A 24,070-nucleotide genomic window follows, 5' to 3' on the forward strand; every position below is an offset into this window, starting at 1 on the left:
TTTATTAGCTCTCGAGAAAACGAATCATGAAACGAATGGTGCTCCTTCCAACAAAACATGACAGTAGACTATCATTTATGAACAAAAAATGACACCTCAAACTGATAAAAATAAGTAATAATGTCAACATAAAGCATTCAGAAATGAGTCGGAAAGGATTCAGTAGATGATTTCTGAATAAAAGGGAAAGAAAGCAGGATGTGTCATGAGAATTATTATACTGACGAAAAATATATCATATGAGATTGATTTGCAGCGGGAGTTACAGATTTTGAGTCATGAAGTGTTCGTAGGGAAAAATACAGAAGAGGCGGAATGGTTGATAGAAAGCGCCAAATTATTTGACTGCTTATTTGTCAGTGAAACGATTGCAGATCCAGAATTTTTATTGATCAATCAGGCGTTGGCTCCTTATTATCAAAAACGAATCGTCCGTATCTTGCCAGGGAATATTGAACAAGAAGGTAGGATGGAAAAAGCTGAAAATGCCACGTACCTGAATCGCTCTTTTGTCGAGCTGAGAGAATTTTTGGCTGCACTACCACCAATTAGTCGTAAGTTAGAAAAAGCATCCGTCACGAAAGAATCCTTTCCTAAATTTCTTAGTCTGCAAGAACAGATCTTTTTTAACAATTTAGGAGAAGAGCAATTTATTAACCGAGAAGACCTGTGTTGGAAAATTTGGGGAAATGGTGGAACAAACTCGAGAAAATCTCAGTTGTCAATATTAGCGAAACGAATCAATGAAAAATTAGATGAATACGACTACACTGAAAAACGGGTTCGTACCGCTTGGGGCAAAGGCTATATCTTACAATAAAAAGAAAATTGTGTGATCAAAAGAGCATCGAAGCCTTATTTCTCACGAATAGACCTCTTTGTAGCTTCGACTGCTTTTCAGGTAGAAACGACTCTGTTTTCAAATTGAGTCGTTTTTTATATAAAAATATTAGTATTAAATAAATGATGGTATCGAAAATTATGATAATGCTTTTTTTTAGTGTTAAAATAGAGATAATCAGTAATGAAAAGGAATACTACAGGATTTAAAAAGCACTTTGGAGAAACGTGCTGTAGTATCTTTCAGAGGAGGAAATGTCGTGAAGAAGATTGAGTGTGTGATATTTGATTTAGACGGAACCCTATTAGATTCGAGAGAATGCAGCATCAAGGCGACAAAAGCAGCTTTTACAGAGATGGGACTCAAAGTACCGAGTGAGGTAGTCATTGAACATTACATGGGGATACCGATCGAAGAATCGTTTTTTAAAATGTCAGAACAGCCATTGGATCAAGAAACAGCAACGGAACTGATTCGGGTTTTTCGTACCTATTATCAAACATACGAGGAAAGTACCTTGAACGTATTTCCTGAAATTCCCCATGTCCTAGAAATCTTAATGAAACGAAAGGTTCCTTGTTTCGTGGTTTCAAGTAAGAAGACAGCGGTCGTCAAACGAAATTTGGCTGCTCAGAACCTGGTGGCGTTCTTTGAAGAAATCATCGGCTCAGATGCGGTGTCCCACTACAAGCCTCATCCAGAAGGAATCAATAAAGTAGTAACTCAGTATCAGTTTGATCCGTCAAGGACGATCATGGTAGGAGATGCTATTTTTGATATCCAGATGGGCAAAGCAGCCGGTGTCAAAACCATCGCTGTTACCTGGGGCAGCCACGATGCGAAAAAACTTTCCGCTGAAAAACCAGATGCTTTGGCAGAAGCGCCGCAGGATATTTTAGATTATATCTATGCTTGATCTATTTTTACTGATACAGTTTAAAAATCATTTCTATTTTTGATCTGTAGCGTGAAAAATAGAATGGACTGAACGTCTTCTTCCAGCAGTATATTTGAGGTTTCGACCAATGATCGATAGATTCGATTATTGGTTTTTTTTGTTGGTATGGATATGGGGCGTCTATTTACATGAAGCAACAATTTTAGCTATCTGTTGATTTTTGTGGATATTATAGTCATTTTCTTGTCATTAGAGACGATCTAGTTGCATTCGGGCACTACTTTTTAGCAGAAGGGAACGGGGCCGCCTCTTTTTCACTCTTATTTCTTTTATTTAATAAAAAGTAATTATAAGAGAATCTGAAAGGGAAACTATAATAGGCGTAACTGATTTTCTTAATGTGTCTGCATTGGTAAGAGCTAAAGACCCAATCATTTTTAGTGGTTTTTGGACAGCTAAGCTTCAATTAAAAAACCTATCGGAAGAAAATCAAAGCGAGCAGAAGGGATAGCGCTACTTTCACCAAAAAAAAATAGATGTAAAGGAGTAAGGATATGATATCAGAAAATATCAAGGAACCGAAAGACTATTTGTGTTATTCAAAAGAAGTGTTGCTAAGTTTAGGGGTAATGACAGATTTCCCCAAAATTTTTCATTTTTATCAAGAACTCTGCAATGAATTTGAGTACATTTATTATGATCGATCAAAAAATTTATTTGATCAGCTCAAAGCACTTCTAGCAATAGATGCGCAGATTCAAATTTTACTGGAACTTTTTGAAAATAGTAGAACAAACCTATGCAAAGAGTTTTGTATGGATGAGCATGAAATTATTTGTATGATCAAAAATGATAAAAAATCTTATTATCGCGAGCTTACAGGTCAAAAAAACAATCAAGTACCAAAATGGAGTTTAATTTATTTAAGTGAGGAGTAAGCATATTTTAGGATAATTCAACCATCTCAAGAAAGAACACATGGAGCAATAACGCGATGAACACGGGAGTAGAGGAATAGAAAGAGGGATCACAATAACAGAATCCCATCTTATGATCTAGTAAAATAGTCTAGCGCACTTTCCTTGTGATTTGTTATACTAATTCTAAGGAGCTGATCTTGACACCTTGTGTTCGGCAAGTACGTTCATGTGAGCGCTTTATTGATTGAGTGAGAAAAGAGGGAATGATTTGACGAAAAAAATTGTCTTTTTAGATGTAGATGGAACATTATGTGATGATGCTGGAAATGTACCAGAAAGTGCACGCCAAGCGATCACAGCGGCACATAAGAAAGGCCATGAATTTTTCTTATGTACCGGTCGTTCAAAGGCCGAAATTACAGAAGACGTGTTGGCACTGCCCCTAAGTGGGATGATTGGTGCCGGCGGCGGTTATTGTGAGGTGCATAATGAGGTGATTTTGCACAAAGTTTTTGAAAAAGAAGCTTTATTAAGATTGATTGATTTCTTAAAAGAAAACCAAATCGAGTATTACTTGGAATCGAACCAAGGTTTATTTGCAAGTACCAATCTAAGAAATCGTTTGCTGGAGATCGTCTTAGCAGGTGAGTCTGTTGAAAGTGAAGCAGGAAAACAACGCGTTCAAACTATTCAGTGGTTCCTTGATTTACTGATTGAGGACGAAGCGAAAATCGATTACGATGACGTGAACAAAGTTTCCTTCATCAATCATTCCATTCCTTATGAACAGGTCCATGACCAATACCACGAACAATTCCAAATGATTCGCAGTACGGTACCTGTTTTTGGCAAAGATAGCGGCGAGATCGGCATCAAGAATATCCACAAGAAAACAGCCATCGATTTTCTCTTGAACCATCTAGGGATCGATAACAAAGATACCTTGGCGTTTGGTGACGGCCATAATGATGTCGAAATGTTTGAAGCTGTTGCGACGGGAATTGCAATGGGCAATGCCTGTGAACAGCTATTGGCAGTAGCTGACGAGGTGACGGCTCGACCAGAAGACGGCGGGATTGCGCAAGCGCTCCAAAAGCACGGCCTCGTGTAGCTACTAAAAAACATGATTAGCACATGCTTTTTTATGCTAGTCAGGTTTCATAGCAACAAAGTTCAGAAGACCTGTAAAGTGATCGACAGAGTAGTTTTTTGCTTCATTCTTGTGAAGAAGACTCTGATTAGAAAGAAGTACTATCAGTGACTATACAACATACAATAGGTAAAAGGGGACAGAAGCCGAATTCTGGGCCTCTTTTTTTATTTCTAGATAAGATTTAACTGGGGACAAGACATGCACCCCAACTTTGGAAGCGGATACGTTATAATTTAGATACAATCAAACTTGGCCAAGGGAGATTAAAAAAATGGATAATAATCGCTTGAATTTCATTTATAAGTTAAATCATATTGTGAACGAAAATGAAGTAGGGACGGTTGAATTTGAACTTGCTAAATTTTTCTTAGAGAACTTCAAAAGCGTGACTCGCTGGAACATTTATCAGATTGCAGAAGAGCAGCATGTATCACGGGCCTCCATTCGACGATTTGCGAAACAATTGGGCTACGAGAACTTTTTAGATATGAAAAAAAACGCGGAAACTTTTGATGATGGAATCAATGAATTTCTAAAGTTTTACGGCTACTCTGATTTTTTGCCTAAGCTTCAAGCCAATATTACTTCGCTAATGGAAGAATTAAGTCTGCGGTTTAATACACAAGAAGTCGATCGTCTTGTCCGATTAATCAATGATAGCCGGGAAGTTATGATTTTGTGTTCAAGCAATATTACTGGTAGTGTAAAAACTTTCCAGCAGCGAATGGTTATCTTTGGTAAAAGAATTACTTTATTAACATCAAAGAGCGATCTGACATTAGCCTTGGAACATTGCCAAGATCCCTTGATCATTGTTTTTTCGCTATCGGGTCTCTTCGTCTCTTCTATGCTTGAAATACTAAAAGAGGTCAAGGCACCAACGATTTTGTTTACAAATAATAGAAACCCGATCTATAACCGCTATTTTGATAAATTGTATCATTTAAGTTCACAAACACATGAGAAAGAAATCACTGAGCTGCTTTACTATACGTATGGCATTGATTTCGTACTTGATCTACTATTCAATGGTTATTTACTTAAATTTAAGAGAGAAGGCAATGGGCATGCATTATAAAGATAAACCACTATTTCCAAAGGATTTTTTATGGGGCGCTTCAAGTGCGGCGTGGCAAGTTGAAGGGGCTGTAGCAGAAGATGGGCGTTCAACTGCGATCATCGACTTAAACAGCAAAAAGAAAAAGCCCTATACAGATAATTCGATTGCCGCTGATCATTACCATAAATACAAAGAAGATGTCCAATTAATGGCTGATGCGGGCTTTACTTCATATCGCTTTTCGATTGCTTGGCCTAGGATCTATCCTGATAATTCAGGGGTGCCCAATCAATTAGGCATTGACTTTTACAATCAGCTGATTGATGAATTAGTTGAACATGGCATTACTCCAATCGTCACTTTGTATCACTACGATATGCCAGTCTGGGTTGACGAAGAATTTAATGGTTGGTACGACCGAGGCATCATTGATGCATTTGACCAATATGTTAGAACCTGTTTTGAGTCATTCGGCGATCGTGTGAAATACTGGCTGGCAATTAATGAGCAAAACATGCAAATTGTCTATGGAGACTGGTTAGGAGTATGCAAATACCCAGAGACTTGGTTTGAAGATAAGTGGAAAGTCAATCATATTATGAACCTATGTCATGCAAAAGCGGTGATTGCGTGTCATGAATTGGTTGAAGACGGCAAGATCGGCCCGGTTCCTGGGATGGTTCCGTTTTATCCTGAGTCAGCAAAACCAGCAGATCAGATTGCAGCGATGAATGCAGAAGAACTGACGGAAAAAATCTGGAATGATTTTAATGCAAATCGTGAATACAATGGTTTTATTAAACGTTATTGGAAAGAAAATAATATTGATCCCGATATTCGCCCTGGGGATATGGAATTGGTTGCACAAGCAAAAATCGACTTTTTCGGCATCAACTGTTACCGTAGCAACGTAGCGAAGGAGTCACCAGTGGCATCCGATCATCAAGAAATTGGGTTGAACAAATCGGGGAAAAAAGGGGAATTTGTTTACCCAAATTATCCAGGGATTTTTGCGCAAACGGTCAATCCTTTTGTCGAGACAACCGATTGGGATTGGGAGATCGATCCAGTTGCTATGCGTTACTTGTTACGCTACATGGAAGACCACTATCATTTACCAATGGTGATTACTGAGAATGGTTACGGGGCGCATGAGAAGCTAGGTGAGGATGGAAAAGTACATGATCAAGAACGAATTGATTTTTTAAATGATCAGATTTATCAAGTCGGATTGGCGATTGAAGATGGCGCAAAAGTCTTTGGTTATAATCCATGGTCCTTTACTGATCTTTTGAGTACGGGCAATGGGATGGCGAAACGGTATGGACTTGTCTATATCAATACAACTGATGAAGAGTTACTGGATTTACGTAGAATCCCGAAAGATTCTTACTATTGGTATAAAGAAGTGATCCAATCAAATGGTCAAACGTTAGTACGTCCAAAAGGATGAGAAATGAGCGATAGAAGAAAGAGCTTCTATCGCTCCAAAAAATACTTTGATGAAAGCGGTTTATAAAATAAAGTGAGGATGAATCACTATGTCAAACTATCATGAACTGGTTGCGTATATTATAAAAAATATCGGAGGAATCGAAAATGTTCAAACAGTCAATCACTGTGCTACTAGGCTTCGTCTACAGCTAAGTGATCCGACCGCTTTTGATGACAAGCAATTAAAAGAAAACAAACTTATTTTGGGTACAGTGAGAAGAGGCCATGAAGTTCAACTGATCATCGGTCCGGATGTGCCAAAAGTATATGCAATTTTTACAGAAGAGCGAAATCAAATGAATGGTCAGGCGAAGGAGGAACGAAAAACGAAGCGCACCCTCAAAGACTACGGCTTGCTGGTTGTCGATTTTATCAGTGGAACCTTCGTTCCAGTTCTGCCCGTATTGGTAGCTGCTGGACTGGTATCGGCGGTATTGAATATTGGTGTGACCTTTTTCGGACTTGCAGCTGACAGTGGAACCTACACGATTTTAAATGCCATCAATGATGCGGGTTTTTATTTTCTACCGATTTATATCGGTTATAGTGCTGCCAGAAAACTTGGTATCAATGGGCTGATGGGTATGTTCCTAGGTGCGATCCTCGTCCACTCATTGATCAATGGCGTGGAAGGATTGAATTTCTTAGGAATCGCTATCCCAACGATGAGCTATAATACAACGACTATTCCCGTAATATTTGGTGTTTTGTTTATGGCGGTAATGGATCGAATCGGGGATAAGTGTATTCCGCAATCGATCAAGTATTTCGTCAAGCCATTATTAGTTATTTTAATTACAGTGCCTGTCACATTAATTGTATTAGGGCCAATTGGAAATGCAGTGGGCGGATACATTGCTAGTGGGTTGAGCTTTTTATACGACAAACTCGGTTGGTTTTCAGTTGGTGTCTTAGGAGCAATGACTCCGCTATTGGTCATGACCGGCACCAATCAAGCGTTGTTCCCCTTGGTCTTTGCTATGTTAGGGGACTACGGCTATGATTCATTTGTTATGCCGGCTATGCTAGCAGCTAACGTTGCCGTGGGTGCATCAGCCTTAGCTATTTCTTATACAGAAAAAAATACTGAAAAACGAGCATTGGCTCTTTCTTCAGGACTGACTGGTGTGATGGGGATCACCGAGCCGGCTATTTTTGGCATCTTGATCAACTATCGAAGTGCTTTTATAGGAGCGATTCTAGGTGGTGCAGTAGGTGGGATCATGGCAGGGTTTGTTCAACTAAAACAATATGCAGTTGTTTCACCAGGTCTGGTTGCGATCCCGACTTTTATCCCGACAGATGGTTCTGGATTCAATAGCAATTTTTGGTTTGCAATTGTCGTCATTCTTCTAGCTGTATGCGTTTCTTTTACTACAACGATTCTCTTAGAACGAAAAAGAGTTCAAGCAAGTCAAATGAGTAAAGCCGAAGATGCTTTGAAAGTCAACAGTCCAATATCGGGAAGCGTTATTTCCCTTGAGACAGTCAAGGACCCGATGTTTTCGGAAAAAATGATGGGGGACGGAGTGGCGATCATTCCTTCTGATGAGACCATAGTCGCTCCTTTTGATGGCTATGTGATTATGACTACACCCACCAAGCATGCGATTGGCTTAAGAGGTGAAAATGGGGTCGAACTTTTGATCCACATCGGGATTGACACGGTTCATTTAGATGGAAAAGGATTTACTCTTTATGTAGCTGAAAATCAATACGTTAAAGCTGGAGAAAAACTGATTTCTTTTGACGAAAAAGAAATCAGTGCAGCAGGCTATGATCTAACGATCCCCATCATTGTCACAAACACAGCTGATCATGAACCATTTGCTCAGACGATACAGCAAAAAGTAAATAGCAGCGATTATTTATTTTCAGTTCAATAATGGGTTCCCAATCATTTCTTTTTCAAGCTTCTTAACGCAGACATCAACTATACCTTCAAGTGAAAGCCCTGTCCTGAATTTTCAGCAGGGCTTTTTTATTTGATGTCCTTTCTTTGTCTCTACCAATGAATTGTATCGAAAAAATCCAGAATATTTCGAAAAATACCATTGCTTATTTATGGCAAAACCATTAGTATTATTAGAAAAACTGATGGTGAATCGATGATAAAGCGAGCCTTTAACAGTGAGAAAGCCGAATCAGTGGCATGAAATAGGAGTGATAAGTGTGGAAGAGTTATGGAATGTATTGAAACCAGCCGAACAAGTCGAACTGAAATTAAGAAAATTGTATACGCAGCATCATTTTTCACCTTATCACTCGAACAATTTTGAAGAGTATCGCAACTATCAGCAAAATGATCAGTTCTTGCGTGGTTCTTCCATCATCACGTTTACAGGCACGGATGGCAGGACGATGGCGCTAAAACCCGATGTCACCTTGTCGATTGCCAAAAATACACCTTCTGGAGAAGCGCGCAGAGTGTATTACGTGGAGGATGTCTATCGACAGGATCGCCAAGCAGGGGAATACCAAAAGATCGATCAAATCGGTTTGGAGCTCATTGACCAAATCACATGGGAAGATCAACTGGAGGTTGTAAAACTGGCGTGGGAAAGTTTGGCTCAGGTGGGAAAAGGGACCTTGGATCTGTCTCATATGGGGATTTTGGATGGCATCTGCCAACGCTTCCCCGAAGCGGATCGACAAAAGGTACTGCACTGCCTGCGGGACAAGAGTTCCCATGGCATGGATGCACTGACTGAAAAGGCTGGCTTGTCAGCAACAGAAGCTGAAAAATTAGCGAAACTGGTACGTTTGTCAGGTGATTTTGAAACCAAGTATCAAAAAGCCAAAGAACTGCTGGCAGAATATCCCCAAGCTCAAGCTGGTTTAGCAGAACTGAACCAACTGTATCAAGCATTGCAAAAAGAACAACTGTCAGCCTCCATTCGAATAAGGTTAGATTTTTCGATTTTAAATGATGCCGATTATTACAGTGGTTTGCTGTTTCAAGGATTTATCGAAGAAGCAAGAGAGACGATTTTATATGGGGGCCGTTATGATCGCTTAATGAGTCGGCAAGGCAAAGCGCAAGGGGCGATCGGGTTTGGTATGAAGCTCAACCATGTAGGGCAAAAGGTGCCGACTGACAACGAAAGTTCAGGCTATTTGAACATTGCGCTACCTAAAGGCCGTATGGGGGATGCCGTATACGATTTGTTCACGAAAGCCGGAGTCGCTGCGCAAGGCGTCTTTAAAGACAATCGCCAACTAATTTTTTGTGATGAAGAAAACAAGCTGCGCTTTTTCTTAGTCAAGCCTAGCGATGTAGCAATCTATGTGGAGCACGGAGTGGCGGATATCGGTGTCGTAGGCAAAGATATTTTAATGGAAAGCAAGGCGGAAGTCATCGAATTTCTTGATTTGCATATGGGGGTCTGCCGTTTGGCCGTAGCGGCGCGTAAGGAATTCGAGGAAGATTTCTCCCGACCGCTGCGGGTCTCTACAAAATATCCGCAGATCACCCGCCAGTTTTATCAAGGGTTAGGTCGCTCGGTGGAATTGATCCAACTGCATGGATCGATTGAATTGGCCCCTTTATTAGGTCTCTCCGATGTGATCGTTGACATCGTCGAAACGGGGACGACACTAAAAGAAAATGATTTAGAAGTGATCCAAGACATCGCGCCGTCTTCAGCGCGATTAGTGATCAACCACGCCACGTGGCGTTTCAAGCAAGAACGCATTCAAACAGTGATTGAGAAGGTGAGGGAGCAATTATGAGAATTTTTTCGACCCAAAAAGATACGATCGAAACGATTGTGGCAAGGAAACAGTCGGAAACGAAGGATGTTTCAACCGTTGTCGCCCAAATCATTGCCCGTGTTCAGCAGCAAGGAGATCAGGCGTTGTTTCAATTAATTGAGGAAATCGATCAAGTGACCTTGTCTTCCTTAACCGTCAGTCCAAGGGAGATAGACGCGGCTGTCCATGCCGTCTCACCCGAGCTGCTTAATGTGATGGAACAGGCGAAAGAAAACATTTTGGCATTTCATCAAAAACAAGTCCAGCAAGGCTTTGTCTTAACGAAGGAAAATGGCGTTGTGATGGGACAGCGGGTCTTACCATTAACAAAAGTCGGGGTCTATGTTCCTGGCGGCACAGCAGCTTATCCAAGTACGGTTTTGATGGATGTCCTGCCGGCAAAAATCGCCGGGGTCAAAAAAATCGTTATGATCACACCGACGGACAGTCAGGGAAAAGTTCCGGCTGCTATTTTAGCGGCAGCTTCCGTTGCCGGAGTGGATGAAATCTACAAAGTCGGTGGGGCCCATGGCGTAGCGGCATTGGCTTATGGAACAGAAACAATTCCCAAAGTCGACAAAATCGTCGGACCGGGAAATATTTATGTCGCCACAGCGAAAAAAATGGTGTACGGCGAAGTTGATATCGATATGATCGCAGGGCCCAGCGATGTGCTGATCCTCGCTGATGCCAGCGCAAATCCTCGCTGGCTGGCGGCGGATCTTTTGGCACAAGCCGAGCATGATCCCTTAGCGCAAGCCATCTTAGTCACAACAGAAGCAGCTTTGATTGAAGAAGTACAAGCCGAGCTTGAGTTGCAGCTGAAGCAACTGCCCCGCAAAGACATTGCTGCTGCGGCGCTTGAATCTAGCGGAAAGCTGATTCTGGTCAAAGATTTGACCGAAGCACTTACCATTGCCAATCAAATTGCTCCAGAACACCTTGAATTAGCGGTGGCTGATCCTTTTGCATTATTGGGACAAGTAGAAAATGCGGGCAGTGTCTTTTTAGGTCACCATACACCGGAAGTACTGGGAGATTATTTTGCTGGACCAAATCATACCCTACCGACAGAAGGGACGGCTCGTTTCTATTCGCCGTTATCAGTGGATGATTTTATTAAGAAAAGCAGTTATTTGTATTACCCAGAGGCAGCCATGAAAGCAGCTGGTCCAGCTGTAGCGTTGTTCGCGGAAACCGAAGACTTGATCGGCCATGCCCGTTCGATCAATGTACGAAGAGAGGGAGAAAAATGACCTTTTTACATCAAAAGTATCACAAGCTGACTCCTTATACACCGGGGGAACAAGTAGATGAGCAAGTCGTTATTAAACTGAACACCAATGAAAGTCCTTATCCGCCAGCGCCAAGTGTTCAAGCAGCGGTTGCTGATGCCGCCCAAAAGCTGAATCGTTACTCGGATATTGCTGCTGAAGTGGTGACAAACCCTCTGGCTGCCTATCTTGGCGTTACGCCAGCCCAACTGTTTCTCGGTAATGGCAGTGACGAAGTCTTGTCCTACCTCTTTCAAGGCTTCACGGAAAACGGCATCGCCTTTCCCGATGTGACCTACGGGTTTTATCAAGTATATAGTGCCTTGTACCAAGTCGCTGCCACCGTTGTTCCGCTGCAAGAAGATTTCTCAATCGCGTTAACGGACTACGATTCACTCAAAGGGACCGTCATTTTTGCCAATCCCAATGCCCCGACTGGGGTTTATCAAGAACAAAGCGAAATCTGTGCCTTTCTAAAACGGCATCCCGATCGCTTAGTGATAGTCGATGAGGCCTATATCGATTTTGGCGGCTCTTCAATGGTTTCTTTGATCGATCAATACCCAAATCTCTTGGTTGTGGGGACGTTTTCGAAATCTCGGCAGCTGGCAGGAGCACGCTTAGGCTTTGCGGTTGCCAATGAAGGACTGATCCAAGACTTGAATCGGTTGAAATTTAGCTTGAATCCGTACAATGTCAATAGTTTGACCCAAGCCGCTGGTGCAGCAGTTTTGCAGGAACAAGCGTATGTCGATGAGAAAATCCAAGCAACGATCCACGTGCGTGAGTGGAGCAAGCAAGCCCTAGCGAAATTCGACTTTGAGCAGACCGACAGCCAAGGGAATTTTTTGTTTGCAAGGCACCCTGCGATTGCCGGTAAAGAGTTGTATCAGGCACTGAAAGAGCAGAAAATCTTCGTCCGCTGGTTCAATCAGCCCCGCATCAAAGAGTATTTACGAATTACGGTAGGAACGAAGGCCCAGATGGAACGACTGATGACGGTGCTAACAACGATCATAGAAGAGGTGAAGGAATGAGAAAAGCAGAAGTTACCCGCAATACGACGGAAACCAAGATCCACCTGCAGTTGACGATCGATGGTACTGGTCAGCAATCAATCAAGACTGGTGTGGGGTTTTTAGACCACATGCTGGAATTATTTGTCCGCCACGGTCGCTTTGATTTGACGTTGGTTTGTGATGGCGATACAGAAGTAGATGCCCATCACACAACAGAAGACGTTGCCATCGCCATTGGCCGAGCGTTTTCAGAAAGTCTTGGGGAGCGACGAGGTATCAAACGCTATGGTAGTATGCTGCTGCCGATGGACGAAGCCTTAGTTATGACAGCGATCGATATTAGCGGTCGCGGCATGGCAGTCGTAGAGTTGGCGATACCGAGTGAAAAAATCGGGCAGCAGTTTGATACGGAGTTGGTTGAAGAATTCTTCATTGCTTTTGCCCGTGAATTAGGTGCTACGATCCATCTCCATCAAATCGCTGGCAAAAACAGCCATCACATTGTGGAAGCTTGCTTTAAAGGTTTTGGGCGTGCTTTAGGTGAAGCGGTGGCGATCAATCAAGCAGCCCCAGATGAGATCCCTTCAACCAAAGGGACGATTCAGTGATTCATGAGGGGGAAAATGATTACGTATCTTCCACACAGAGGGATGAGATAAGGAAAGGGGCGTATTATGTTAGCAATCATCGACTATGGGGTCGGAAATTTGTTCAGCTTGTCTCGTTCGCTGGACTATTTGGGTGTTGACTGCCGAATCACGCGTTCACTAGCAGAATTAAAAGCTGCCGACCGCATTCTTTTACCCGGCGTAGGGGCTTTTGGCGATGCCCGCCAAAAGTTGGCAGAGTTGTCGCTGATCGAACCGATCCAAGAATTGGCAGCAGCTGGCAAACCCTTTTTAGGCATTTGTTTAGGGATGCAGCTGTTGTTTGATAGCAGTGAGGAGTTTGGCACACATGCGGGGCTCGGTTTGATTCCAGGACGGATCGTTTCCATGCAAAGCGCCTTTGAAGAAGCCAAACTGAATCTGAAAGTGCCGCAGATTGGTTGGAATCGTTTGACTGTCAGAAAAGAAAGTCCCTTAGTCAGCGGTCTAGGGGAACAAGACTTTGTCTACTATGTCCACAGTTATTTTGCTACTGATTGCCAAGAGTATGTCGTGGCAGACAGTGACTATGGTCTAGCAATTCCCGGTATCGTGCAAAAAGACAATGTCTTCGGCACTCAGTTTCACCCAGAAAAAAGCGGGGCAGTCGGGTTGAAGATTTTAAAAGCATTTACGGAGGTGCCGCTATGAAAATTTTTCCAGCAATCGATCTGTTAGATCAAAAAGTGGTCCGTTTGTACCAAGGAGACTATGAGCAAAAAGAAGTGTTTGGGGATGATCCTGTGGCATTTGCTTGTTCATTTGAAGAAGCGGGTGCCAACTATCTGCACCTCGTCGACTTAGATGGTGCCAAAGCCGGCAAACTCCATTACTTTGATATCGCAAAAAACATCGTCCAGCAGACCAATCTGTTTGTCGAAGTTGGCGGCGGGATTCGTGAGGAGGAAACGATCCAACATTGTTTGGCAGCAGGCGTTCATCGGGTGATCCTCGGCACGATTGCCCAGAAAGACCCAGCATTCACAAAAGCGATGCTCAAGAAATACGGCAATAAGATCGCCATTGGAGTCGATGCCAAGGAAGAAAAAGTGGCAGTGGAAGGCTGGCTCGAGAAAACGGCAACAGACGCGTTTACTTTTTGCCAACAATTGGTGGCATGGGGCGCGCAAACGATCATCTTTACCGAAATCTCCCGTGACGGTACAGGAGAAGGCATCAATCTGCCGCTATACGAAAAACTCAATCAATTGGATTGCGACATCGTGGCATCTGGCGGCGTGGCTTCATTGGCAGATATCAAAGGATTAAAACAGTTGGGGATCTCTGGCGTGATCGTCGGGAAATCCTTATATAACGGCAGTCTCCAATTGGCCGATGTCTTAGCAGCAGGGGAGGAAAGGTCATGATCGCCAAACGAATCATTCCTTGCCTTGATGTGCGAGATGGGCGAGTCGTGAAAGGGGTCAACTTTGCTGGCTTAAAAGATGTCAATGATCCGGTGACTTTGGCGCGTTTTTACAATGAACAAGGCGCCGATGAGCTGGTTTTTTATGACATTACTGCTTCTGCAGAAGAACGCGGCTTATTCACGGACATTTTGCAGCGCGTGGCGTCAGAAGTGTTTATTCCTTTGACGGTGGGGGGCGGCATCAATCAAGTAGCAGATTTTGAGCGAGTCTTAAACTGTGGCGCCGACAAAGTCAGCGTCAATTCGGGAGCGCTTCGCCGACCAGAGCTGATCGCAGAAGGCGCGAAACGCTATGGCAGCCAGTGCGTTGTTTTATCCGTTGATGTTCGCCGTGTCGGTGAGAACTGGCATGTGTTTGCCAAAGGCGGACGGGAAGATACAGGCTTAGAAGTATTGGCGTGGATTCACCAAGCTGAGCAGTTAGGTGCTGGTGAACTAGTCATCAACAGCATGGATACCGATGGCGTGAAGCAGGGGTTTGATCTCGACTTGCTGAAAGCTGTCAGCGAAATCACCAAATTACCGATCGTCGCATCCGGTGGTGCTGGCAAAAGTGCCGATTTTATCGAGCTGTTTCAATTGCCAAATATTGAAGCAGGGTTGGCAGCCTCGATTTTTCACTATGGCGAGGTAAAAATCCCAGAGCTAAAAAAACAATTACAGGCCGTCGATATTCCCGTACGAACCGTATAGCGTTGGCGTTTTGACAGGCAACAGAAGGAGTGGATAACATGGTGCAAGTACGATTTGATAAACAAGGATTGGTTCCAGTGATCGTGCAAGATGTGGAAACGAATGAAGTTTTGACCTTGGCTTATATGAACCAAGAAAGTTTGACCTTGACCTTGAAGGACCGATTGATGACCTTTTATTCCCGCAGTCGCCAAGAATTGTGGCGCAAAGGAGAAACTAGCGGCAATTACCAGCATTTAGTATCATTGACCGCAGATTGCGATCAAGATGCCTTAGTCGCCAAAGTAAAAAAAGACGGACCTGCTTGCCATACAGGCACAGAAAGCTGCTTTACAGAGGTGCTTTATGGTACAAAATCCTCTCCAACCATCGATGCGTTGTATGAGCTGATAAAAGGTCGTAAAGATACGCCACAAGAAGGCAGCTATACCAGCTACTTGTTTGAAAAAGGCAGTGAAAAAATCTTAAAAAAAATCGGCGAGGAAGCAACCGAGGTCGTAATTGGGGCGATGAAGGAAGACCGTCAAGAAACCGTTTATGAGATTGCTGATTTGGCGTATCATACATTGGTTTTAATGGCAGAAATGGGGATTGATTTAGCGGCTATTCGCCAAGAGCTTGCCAAGCGTCATGTTGTGGATAAGAAAGTCAAACAAGAGCGGATGCAATAACGGTCAGGATTTTTCAGTAGAAAGAAAGTAGCTGACGATAAAAAAGAAGCCCTTCAGCTATTGCTTGAAGGGCTTCTCATCCGTGAGGAGAAAGTTGATCTGCTGGTTCTTTAAGTGAGCACATAAAATTGCTATTTGTTTTCTAACTCTTCGATCAATTCTTTCATTTCTTTGATTTCTTTTTCCTGTGCGTCGATGATTTTTTCTGCAAGTTCTTTTACTCTTGGATCAGACAAATCGGTATTTTTACTGGTTAGAATCGCAATCGAATGATGGGGAATCATGGCTTTCATCCAGGCTGTATCTCCCACGGCAGTTTGGCTTCTGACCATAAAAAGTGAACTAAAAAAGAGTGCAACACTGACAACTAGAATGCCGATATTCATTTTCTTGTTGTCATACATCTTCCACATAAACAATAGCATGATGATCGCCATCATCGCGCCCATCATAAGTGCCATAAACAGGCGGGTTTGGCTGAAAAAAATATGATCGAGGGCATAGACATTGAAATACATCATACAAAACATAATCACCGTCGATACCCCAATCATTACCAAAAATTTCCCATACTTCTTCATTTCTTTCCTCTCCCTTTTGTATACAAAATAAAAACAATAAAGCAATCCAAAACATCATCGTACCAGATGCTTTTTTTCGTTTATTGTTCTGTTAGAATAAATTTACTCCCTAAATCAAGTATAGCGGAGGAAGTAGAATGAGAGAAGCGATATACATTATTATGTTAATACTTTGGTATATAAAGCTTTATTATGCGTAGATTGTAAATAAGAGTCTAGCAAGATAAGAATATTGGATTTGATTAAAAAAAATATTAAATATATAATTAACGTTTTAATTATGTTAAAAAAATAAAATTGAGGTGTGACGATGAAAAGATATTATAGAAGATATAACCAACTAACTAGAGAAAAAAATAATAAAAAAGTTGGTAAAGAACTAAGAAAAATTTGTTTAGAAATTATTCCTATTTCATTATCAATATTAGGATCAATTTTTATAAGTTATAAATCAAACGATGTTCAAATGAAAATCTCTGAAAATAGTAGGATAATTCAAGAAGAACAAAATTTGCTTAAAAGAGAGGAGTTTGAGCTCAATAAAGCCAATACACATCCTGCATTTACATTTGACTTAAACGAATCTGAGAATACGATTCTTTACACATTAAATCAAAAAAAAGGAGAAATGAATAATGTGAACTTTTCTGTTTTTGAAATTATTTATGTATATGGTACTTATAATAATAAGAGTTTGTATATTCAAAAAGAGTTACAATATGAACAGTCACAAGAACAATATGAGTTTGAAGCATTATTTCCGAAAAGATTTGACACTTTAGAGACCACAAGAAAAATTAATGAAATGATTGATCAAAGTGGGGTAGATGCAACTATTACAGGGATGATAATCAATAGATTTTATAATGTATCTTATATGAATTTTGAACATGAGTATAGAGATGACTATTTTGAAATTGGTAAAAATGGAATAGGAAAAATTACAGAAAATCCACGATCAGGATATCCCTACAATTCAAATGGGCAATACAAACTTGTGGGAGGATACTTCGGGAGGAATAATACCATAGTAGATGATGATTGGTTAGCCGAGAGAATTTTCAGTTCTATTTCGAATCCAACTTTTCTTATTGAGCCGTCACTCTAAACAATTAATATTTTTCTGTTAGAAATTTTTATAGTTTGTTGGAATAAGGTAACGATATTACCGGGAAAATTAATAAACTATATCACTTGCTCCTTTATTTGTTATAATCAACCTAAGAAATGGATGGTGTATAGAATGAATCACAATGATCGCTTGACGCGTTTACGCTATGCTTTGGATATCAAAGATACTGACATGGTGAAAATTTTTGAACTTGGCGGCGCTTCTTTCACGAAAGAAGAAGTAAGACAATTATTGAAGAAAAAAGACCCTGAGACCTACGAGATTGAGTGTACCAATGAAGCCTTTGAGCGTTTCTTAAATGGTTTGATTCGCTCGCAACGAGGAACAAAGTCAGATGCTGCAGAACCTGTCTTAGAGTTGAACAATGGCAATGTGAATAATTTGATGCTGAAGAAAATAAAAATCGCCCTTTCCCTAACAACGGATGAAATGCTGAACATTTTCGAGCAAGCGGGAGTTACGGTTTCAAAAGGTGAACTGGGCGCCATTTTACGCAAAGAAGGCCATCGCAATTACAAGCCATGCTTAGACAAATATGCCCGCAACTTTTTAAAAGGATTGACGATCGAGTATCGGGATAACTAGTAAAAAATCAATAATAGACTGAACTTACAATGGGGCGCCTAAAGAGATGCATGTTATGTGTCTCTTTTTATGTGTGTAAAAATAACAATTTAAATCAGTGATTGGAACACTGACCGAGTCCAAGCTTGGAGCATGAAGAAGCAGGTTAAGTGAACGATCTGTTTGTTTGAATAACCTGTTCGTTGAAACCTGACAAGTTTGGTCATTTCTGATACAAATGTTGACGTGTTCAGAATGATGAACCATGCAATACTATCAAAATGAACAGGAGCATCCTGTGTCTAAAAGTTGTAATTAACAAGTCATCACCATCATCAGAAGGCGAAGTTTGTAGATAGGTGAAAGATAGGAAAGCGTATCGTATTTAAACGAATATAAAAGGAGAATGTTATGAAAAGGAAATTTTGGGGCTATTTGTCATTGGCGATCTTGTTAAGTCAGCCTGTGTTGGCACCTTTGGCACAAGTTATGGCTGAGGAACAGGAAACCATTCCATCAAACAAGGAAATAACGACACTAGGAACATTAGAAAAAGTGGAGGAGACTACTGAAACAGTCGCTTCTTCTCGTATAGAAGAATTCAACGGGGACACCACAAGTAACTCAGAATCGCAAGAAGTGTTTAATGATGATGAGAAAAATGGCTCGACGGAAAGGACAGAAAAAAAACTACCTGATTCAAGTGAAGACACAGCTAGCTTGGCAACCGAATCGTCAGCAGAAATGAAAGAGGCATTCTCTGATCGCAGCGTTCCATTGGACGCTTGGATGCCGGATAAGAATTTGCAAAATGAGGTAGCGAAAGGGCTAAACAAAACAGTTAATACAATCACTCAAGAAGATATGGCGAATCTAAAACAGCTAGATTTTTCTTCTTTAGTCAAAGACACAGTAGTCGATTTTACTGGCTTAGAATACGCTAGCAACTTACAAGCGTTATATACGACGTCTATTATTGCTGCGAATGTTCCCAAAATCACTATGGCGGACAATGCAACATTGTTTACCCGTCCTAATGTACTAGCACAAATTTTTCCAAAAGGATCTTTTTCAAATATCCACATAGGAAATTATGATGCCTATTTGACAGCCCAAGAATTAATTGGGGTTGGTCAATATCTTAGTGGATGGGTTACAGATTATCTGACGGTCTATGCAAGTAGCATGACGGATTTTTCTAAGTTAGAGCTATCTGCAGAACACCATCAAAATTCCCAACTATCTATTATGACTCAGGAGAAAATACTATTAGAGCCAATGTTAGTAAAAGACGGCCAATCTGATGTTCTTTATAAAGACCGTATGATGGTTGATACCCAAGGAAATGCGTTGCTCTCTTCTTTGTCCAACAAAAAGTATTCTTATTCGATTCGGGGGATAGATAAAAATGGCTATATCTTTCCCTTATATGAAAATGATGGGTTCGAATTGACTGAAGAAGGGATTCAATTTAAACATATTCCCGCCAATGTTGATTATTTATCAATCACTTCTCTTGTTCCTAATCGTTTATCCACCGAGAGAGCTGCTAGTACAGGTACCATTCAATATTTAGTGAATTATCAAATACCAGTGAAGTATGTGAATACTGCAGAAGATGTGACCGTCAAGTATGTTGATGAAAATAAAAAGACATTGTTACCAGACGTCACTTTATCAGGGGTTGTTGGTGAACCGTATACGACACAAGAAGAGCCGATTGCTGGCTATACATTGAAAGAAATCCAAGGGGATAAAACAGGTACTTTCAGTGATACCTCGCAAGAAGTCGTTTATGTATACAAACGCAGTGATGCCGCACCCGTGACAGTAAGATACGAAGATACAGAAGGCAATCAGTTAGCCGAACCAACGATTCTGAACGGCAAAGTAGGTTTGCCGTATGAGAGCAAGTCAGAATCTATTTCTGGTTGGTATGTAGCCCAAACACCCGACAATGCCAAAGGCATCTTCGGCGACACCGCGCAAGAAGTGGTCTATGTGTACGAACGTAGTGATGCTGCACCAGTGACGGTAAAATACGAAGATACAGAAGGCAATCAGTTAGCCGAACCAACGATTCTGAACGGCAAAGTAGGTTTGCCGTATGAGAGTGAAGCCAAAGAACTTTCAGGCTGGACTGTGACTCAAACGCCAGCGAATGCCAAAGGCATCTTCAGTGACACCGCGCAAGAAGTGGTCTATGTGTACGAACGTAGTGATGCCGCACCCGTGACGGTAAGATACGAAGATACAGAAGGCAATCAGTTAGCCGAACCAACGATTCTGAACGGCAAAGTAGGTTTGCCGTATGAGAGTGAAGCCAAAGAACTTTCAGGCTGGACGGTTTCTCAAATACCAAGCAATGCCAAAGGGATGTTCAGTACTACCGCACAAGAAGTCATCTATGTGTACGGTGCTGAAAAAGAGAATAAACCAGAGGATGATTCAGGAGCAGATACGCCTGAATCAGAAAACAAAACCCCTGAAGCAGAAAAAGAGGATAAATCAGGAAACAAAGACAATCAAATGAACACACAAACCAACACACAAACCAACGGGAAAAGTAAATTACCTGCCACAGGAGAACAACTAACAGGTCAACGAATCATGGGCTTTTTGGGAACGATCATTGTTCTATTTTCTTTCTTAGCAATTTGGCGAAGAAAAAGAAAAACTGAGAATTAAAGCTTCTCTATAAAGAGTAAAATATGTCCAGAATGGACGATTGGTTTAAAAAGTTAACCTTTTATGGAGTGGGGCGATCCACTCCTTTTTTGTAGGATGGATTGGACGGTTTCCTCGTCTCCTTAATCTTTGAATGGATTTTATCTGACTATTCCCAGTAGCTCAAAGAATTTCTGATCATTTGAGACTCTGATTCTTTATCAGACTAACGTTCCAAGACAATCTCGAATAACAGAATTATTTAGCAAGAATGTTTCATTGAGAGAAACGAATGAATCAACACCTAGGAAATGAAAATGCACGTTTAAAAGAGTATAATTACTGTAAAACTAAAGTTAAGAGGTATTACTATGTATAAATTTCTTTTAACTAAATTGGATCAAGATGTCTATGAGCTATTTGCGTATTTTTTTGAACATGCCATTGATCGTGAACTATTGAGTGACCTTGCGGATCATGTGCATTTATCAAAAAGAAGAATCGTTTTAGTTTTTGAGCGTGCAAGAGACTTACAAAAATCATACCCTTTTTTTGAAATCGACATGCGAGAAGGAAGGGAGCTAGCCCTTGATTTTGCGCCTAATTTTTTGTTGTCAAAATTCTATTCGGTTATGTTAGCAGAAAGTATGCCCTTTCAAATTTTAGACAGACTCTTTAGTGATAAATACGTGTCTTTGGAAGAAACCGCCCAACAACATTATGTCAGTAATCGCACGGTTCAAAGAAAGCTCAAGGAAGTAGAAACGATTCTTGAGAATTATCAAATCAAATTGAATTTAAAAAAGAAACCGTTATTTGTAGCGGAAGAATACCGAATTCGTCATTTTTTCCATATCATGTATTGGCAGATCTATGATGCGACGAATGTGCGTTATATTGGATTGTCGAAGCAAAGTGTTCGTGCATTGAAGGAGAAGTTGACAAGTTATCCTAGTTTTTATCGCGGTATCGATCAGGAAAAATTTATCCAACTGCTTGCACTAAGTCTTTATCGTTTTAAAAGAGGTTTTCCGGTAAAAGAGATTCCTCAAGAGATGAAGAAAATGGTCCATCACACGATTTCCTACGAGCAATTCAAAGAAGAGCTCATAAAACCATTGCTAAACGCTAACTTGATTCTAAGTGACGTTCCAGAAACAGAGTTTCTCTTCTTATATTATATGTTTTCTGTGATGACGACGTATTTGCCTGAAGAGATTCCTAGCCAACTAAGAGTTGTTGATCACTTCTCGGAAGGATCAATTGCAACAGCAAGACTGTTTGCAAAAACTGCTCAGAAGATCTTTCTCGTCCCTGAAGGGGAGATCGAGTATCTTTTCGTTAATGCCTTGAACATTCATTCTGTGTCACTCCTCTTTGCGTCGAAAAATAAAATTGATGCTTTTGGAAAAACGACAACGGATAAAGATTATCGCAGAGTCTTTCCCAAAATTTTTCCACTCGTGCAGGAGATGTACCAATCGTTAGCCCAACAATCCCCAATTTTTACTACCATGTATGCTTCCAATAATCGACTGCTTTTTCAATACAGCATGCTTCTTTCAATTGTAGCAAAAATCGATCGAACGACAGTCCGCATCTTTCATGAATCAAAATTTGGAAAAATTCAAGAAATCAGACAAAAAGAACGATTGAAACGCTGGTTTGGCTATACCCTCGCTTTCGTTTCAGAAAAACCAGATTTTGTGGTGACCGATTATCCAGTTGATCGGCAAGCCTTTTTGGACCAAAATCCAAACGTCCAATTTTTTAAGTGGAATAGCTTTCCAACCGGTGACCGGTGGCTGGAACTAATTGAAGCGGTGGAAACATTTCAGAATACCTCCAATAAAAAATACAATGAAAATGATTGATTTACCCAAGATTCAGCAAACAGGCAGTATTCTCAAATCTGAGAGGACTGCCTGTTTTTCTTTATAGCCAGAGGATAGAAATTTGCTGAACAACAGTGTCACACCTTCTATAGCTTGCAAAGTATGTTCGGAGATAAAGGTGATTATGTAAATGAACTGTACTAACTAGAATCAGTATTTATATAACAGGACGTATTTTGTATTTAATCAGTCACATATTGACGCGTTTCCAGCTAAAAACCGTGTGATAATACAGACATACAAGACTGGAATAAATCATTTTACATAAGAATCAACCATTAAAATACAGGAGGTGCTGGAGATGGAGGAACCATTTAAAATCCACACATTGCAAGAATATTTGAACTTTTATATTGAGGAATCTGAACGGCTTTTCAGTAAAGATGAGTATGGAAAAATCAAAGAAAAAATCCATAGAAACTGTTTAGAAATTCGCATGGCGATTCAAAAAATCAATCAAAAAAATTTTTTCGAACAGCTTGCGAAAATCAATACCCTTGAAGCAGAGATTTTGATTATTTTAGAGTGTAGTGAGCTTCGAGGCAGTGACAGTGTTGTGCCTTTTACTGAAGCGGAAATCTTGCAAGTGGCAAAAGAAGACAGCAAGACTTACTTTAAAGAAAGGTGCGGGCTGACATTGATCGCCCCAACCCCTCATTCCTTGCATTTTTCGGTGGAGTAGGAATTTATCAGTTGGAATGTACGGATTGACGCTCAAAGACAAAAAAAGCAATAATATGACCAAGTCAATTAACAGACATGGTTTTTACTATGAAAATAAATAGAAAGGGGAAACAAAACGAATGAAGCGATACGATATCAATGAGGACTGGGCACTTTCAGGTGTGATTGAAGCGGGAAATTTTGTTTTCGTGGGCTATTGCGTGGGGAACATCGGGCAGCCAATAGAGCAACAGATTGTAGGGGCATTGAATCATTTAGAAGAACGTTTGAAATTAGTCGATTTGACATTTGCAAATGTGGTTCAAATGGATGTACTTTTTAAAGATGTGTTTGATATTCCAGTGATGGAGAAGATCTTGAAAGAAACCTTCCATGGGAAATTTCCGGTTAGAAAATCAATTCAGACAGCTTTCGCTCATTCTGGAGAGGTAGGCATTCTTTTTCAAATCGATGCCATTGCTTTTAAGGAAGATCAGGGAAAGTAAGTACCTAGAAATCAAAATGGGCTTCGATGTTTTTGCTTGTTAGCCGTAGGATAAGGGGAGAAGATCAAGGGCGTCTTGGCTGTTTCTATGAATAAGAATGATAAACAAAAGGGGCTGAATATCCAGTCTCTTTTTTTTATCTCTATACAGCTATTTTTTCCTTCGAGATAATTGGATTGATCGGATAAACCCAAAGTTTTTTACGAGGAC

22 protein-coding genes are annotated in these 24,070 nt (G+C 40.9%); 21 read left to right on the plus strand and 1 reads right to left on the minus strand.

Annotation, left to right across the window (positions count from 1 at the left end):
* The first annotated feature begins 205 nt into the window (after window positions 1–205).
* The 15 genes from IGJ74_RS03585 (at window position 206) to hisIE (ending at window position 15,852) form a co-directional block, all read left to right on the plus strand.
* Window positions 206–820: a hypothetical protein gene (locus IGJ74_RS03585; RefSeq protein WP_005237455.1), complete on the plus strand. Its 615-nt coding sequence runs from the start codon at window positions 206–208 to the stop codon at window positions 818–820.
* Between the two features lie 280 nt (window positions 821–1,100).
* Complete coding sequence (locus IGJ74_RS03590) at window positions 1,101–1,757, plus strand: HAD family hydrolase (RefSeq protein ID WP_034878760.1); 657 nt, start codon at window positions 1,101–1,103, stop codon at window positions 1,755–1,757.
* A gap of 536 nt (window positions 1,758–2,293) precedes the next feature.
* Window positions 2,294–2,677: a DUF7006 family protein gene (locus tag IGJ74_RS03595; RefSeq protein WP_005237452.1), complete on the plus strand. Its 384-nt coding sequence runs from the start codon at window positions 2,294–2,296 to the stop codon at window positions 2,675–2,677.
* A 250-nt stretch (window positions 2,678–2,927) separates the two neighbouring features.
* Window positions 2,928–3,770 (plus strand): Cof-type HAD-IIB family hydrolase, encoded by an 843-nt coding sequence (locus tag IGJ74_RS03600; protein ID WP_034878757.1) that lies wholly within the window; start codon window positions 2,928–2,930, stop codon window positions 3,768–3,770.
* 313 nt (window positions 3,771–4,083) lie between these two features.
* Window positions 4,084–4,890, plus strand: a complete 807-nt coding sequence (locus tag IGJ74_RS03605; protein ID WP_005237449.1) for a MurR/RpiR family transcriptional regulator — start codon at window positions 4,084–4,086, stop codon at window positions 4,888–4,890.
* Window positions 4,880–6,325 carry a glycoside hydrolase family 1 protein gene (locus IGJ74_RS03610; protein ID WP_218193320.1) on the plus strand — a complete coding sequence of 482 codons (1,446 nt, stop codon included), beginning with the start codon at window positions 4,880–4,882 and terminating at the stop codon, window positions 6,323–6,325. Before IGJ74_RS03605 ends, IGJ74_RS03610 begins: the two co-directional genes overlap by 11 nt.
* 88 nt (window positions 6,326–6,413) lie before the next feature.
* Window positions 6,414–8,252, plus strand: a complete 1,839-nt coding sequence (locus tag IGJ74_RS03615) for a glucose PTS transporter subunit IIA (protein ID WP_087665128.1) — start codon at window positions 6,414–6,416, stop codon at window positions 8,250–8,252.
* Between the two features lie 286 nt (window positions 8,253–8,538).
* Window positions 8,539–10,098 carry an ATP phosphoribosyltransferase gene (gene hisG, locus IGJ74_RS03620; RefSeq protein WP_087665129.1) on the plus strand — a complete coding sequence of 520 codons (1,560 nt, stop codon included), beginning with the start codon at window positions 8,539–8,541 and terminating at the stop codon, window positions 10,096–10,098.
* Window positions 10,095–11,375 (plus strand): histidinol dehydrogenase, encoded by a 1,281-nt coding sequence (hisD, locus tag IGJ74_RS03625; protein ID WP_087665130.1) that lies wholly within the window; start codon window positions 10,095–10,097, stop codon window positions 11,373–11,375. The genes hisG and hisD overlap by 4 nt, the downstream gene beginning before the upstream one ends.
* Window positions 11,372–12,430 carry a histidinol-phosphate transaminase gene (hisC, locus tag IGJ74_RS03630; RefSeq protein ID WP_087665131.1) on the plus strand — a complete coding sequence of 353 codons (1,059 nt, stop codon included), beginning with the start codon at window positions 11,372–11,374 and terminating at the stop codon, window positions 12,428–12,430. The genes hisD and hisC overlap by 4 nt, the downstream gene beginning before the upstream one ends.
* Window positions 12,427–13,020, plus strand: coding sequence for an imidazoleglycerol-phosphate dehydratase HisB (gene hisB / locus IGJ74_RS03635; protein WP_005225202.1), 594 nt, complete (start codon window positions 12,427–12,429; stop codon window positions 13,018–13,020). Before hisC ends, hisB begins: the two co-directional genes overlap by 4 nt.
* Window positions 13,021–13,086: 66 nt before the next feature.
* A complete protein-coding gene (gene hisH / locus IGJ74_RS03640) occupies window positions 13,087–13,710 on the plus strand; it encodes an imidazole glycerol phosphate synthase subunit HisH (protein ID WP_087665132.1) in 624 nt (207 codons plus the stop codon).
* Window positions 13,707–14,426, plus strand: a complete 720-nt coding sequence (gene hisA / locus IGJ74_RS03645) for a 1-(5-phosphoribosyl)-5-[(5-phosphoribosylamino)methylideneamino]imidazole-4-carboxamide isomerase (RefSeq protein WP_087665133.1) — start codon at window positions 13,707–13,709, stop codon at window positions 14,424–14,426. The genes hisH and hisA overlap by 4 nt, the downstream gene beginning before the upstream one ends.
* The gene (gene hisF, locus IGJ74_RS03650) at window positions 14,423–15,181 is read left to right on the plus strand and encodes an imidazole glycerol phosphate synthase subunit HisF (protein WP_061053830.1); all 759 of its coding nucleotides are present in this window, start codon (window positions 14,423–14,425) and stop codon (window positions 15,179–15,181) included. The genes hisA and hisF overlap by 4 nt, the downstream gene beginning before the upstream one ends.
* Before the next feature lie 38 nt (window positions 15,182–15,219).
* The gene (gene hisIE / locus IGJ74_RS03655; protein WP_005237439.1) at window positions 15,220–15,852 is read left to right on the plus strand and encodes a bifunctional phosphoribosyl-AMP cyclohydrolase/phosphoribosyl-ATP diphosphatase HisIE; all 633 of its coding nucleotides are present in this window, start codon (window positions 15,220–15,222) and stop codon (window positions 15,850–15,852) included.
* A 131-nt stretch (window positions 15,853–15,983) separates the two neighbouring features.
* Here the strand turns inward: hisIE and IGJ74_RS03660 are convergent, their stop codons facing one another.
* The gene (locus tag IGJ74_RS03660; RefSeq protein WP_087665134.1) at window positions 15,984–16,433 is read right to left on the minus strand and encodes a DUF305 domain-containing protein; all 450 of its coding nucleotides are present in this window, start codon (window positions 16,431–16,433) and stop codon (window positions 15,984–15,986) included.
* A 310-nt stretch (window positions 16,434–16,743) separates the two neighbouring features.
* Between IGJ74_RS03660 and IGJ74_RS03665 the strand changes: the two genes are divergently transcribed.
* The 6 genes from IGJ74_RS03665 (at window position 16,744) to IGJ74_RS03690 (ending at window position 23,860) form a co-directional block, all read left to right on the plus strand.
* On the plus strand, window positions 16,744–17,541 hold the full coding sequence (locus IGJ74_RS03665) for a hypothetical protein (RefSeq protein WP_207463027.1): 798 nt from the start codon (window positions 16,744–16,746) through the stop codon (window positions 17,539–17,541).
* A gap of 135 nt (window positions 17,542–17,676) precedes the next feature.
* Window positions 17,677–18,150 carry a DUF1456 family protein gene (locus IGJ74_RS03670; protein ID WP_086299161.1) on the plus strand — a complete coding sequence of 158 codons (474 nt, stop codon included), beginning with the start codon at window positions 17,677–17,679 and terminating at the stop codon, window positions 18,148–18,150.
* A 390-nt stretch (window positions 18,151–18,540) separates the two neighbouring features.
* Window positions 18,541–20,817: a MucBP domain-containing protein gene (locus tag IGJ74_RS03675; RefSeq protein WP_207463028.1), complete on the plus strand. Its 2,277-nt coding sequence runs from the start codon at window positions 18,541–18,543 to the stop codon at window positions 20,815–20,817.
* 350 nt (window positions 20,818–21,167) lie between these two features.
* A complete protein-coding gene (locus tag IGJ74_RS03680) occupies window positions 21,168–22,670 on the plus strand; it encodes a helix-turn-helix domain-containing protein (RefSeq protein ID WP_008377149.1) in 1,503 nt (500 codons plus the stop codon).
* Between the two features lie 322 nt (window positions 22,671–22,992).
* Window positions 22,993–23,373 carry a DUF7006 family protein gene (locus tag IGJ74_RS03685; protein WP_087665135.1) on the plus strand — a complete coding sequence of 127 codons (381 nt, stop codon included), beginning with the start codon at window positions 22,993–22,995 and terminating at the stop codon, window positions 23,371–23,373.
* A gap of 121 nt (window positions 23,374–23,494) precedes the next feature.
* Complete coding sequence (locus IGJ74_RS03690; RefSeq protein WP_016622027.1) at window positions 23,495–23,860, plus strand: RidA family protein; 366 nt, start codon at window positions 23,495–23,497, stop codon at window positions 23,858–23,860.
* Window positions 23,861–24,070: the final 210 nt, after the last annotated feature.

It is taken from the genome of Enterococcus sp. AZ009 (assembly GCF_050548785.1).
Taxonomy (GTDB): Bacteria; Bacillota; Bacilli; order Lactobacillales; family Enterococcaceae; genus Enterococcus_D; species Enterococcus_D entomosocium.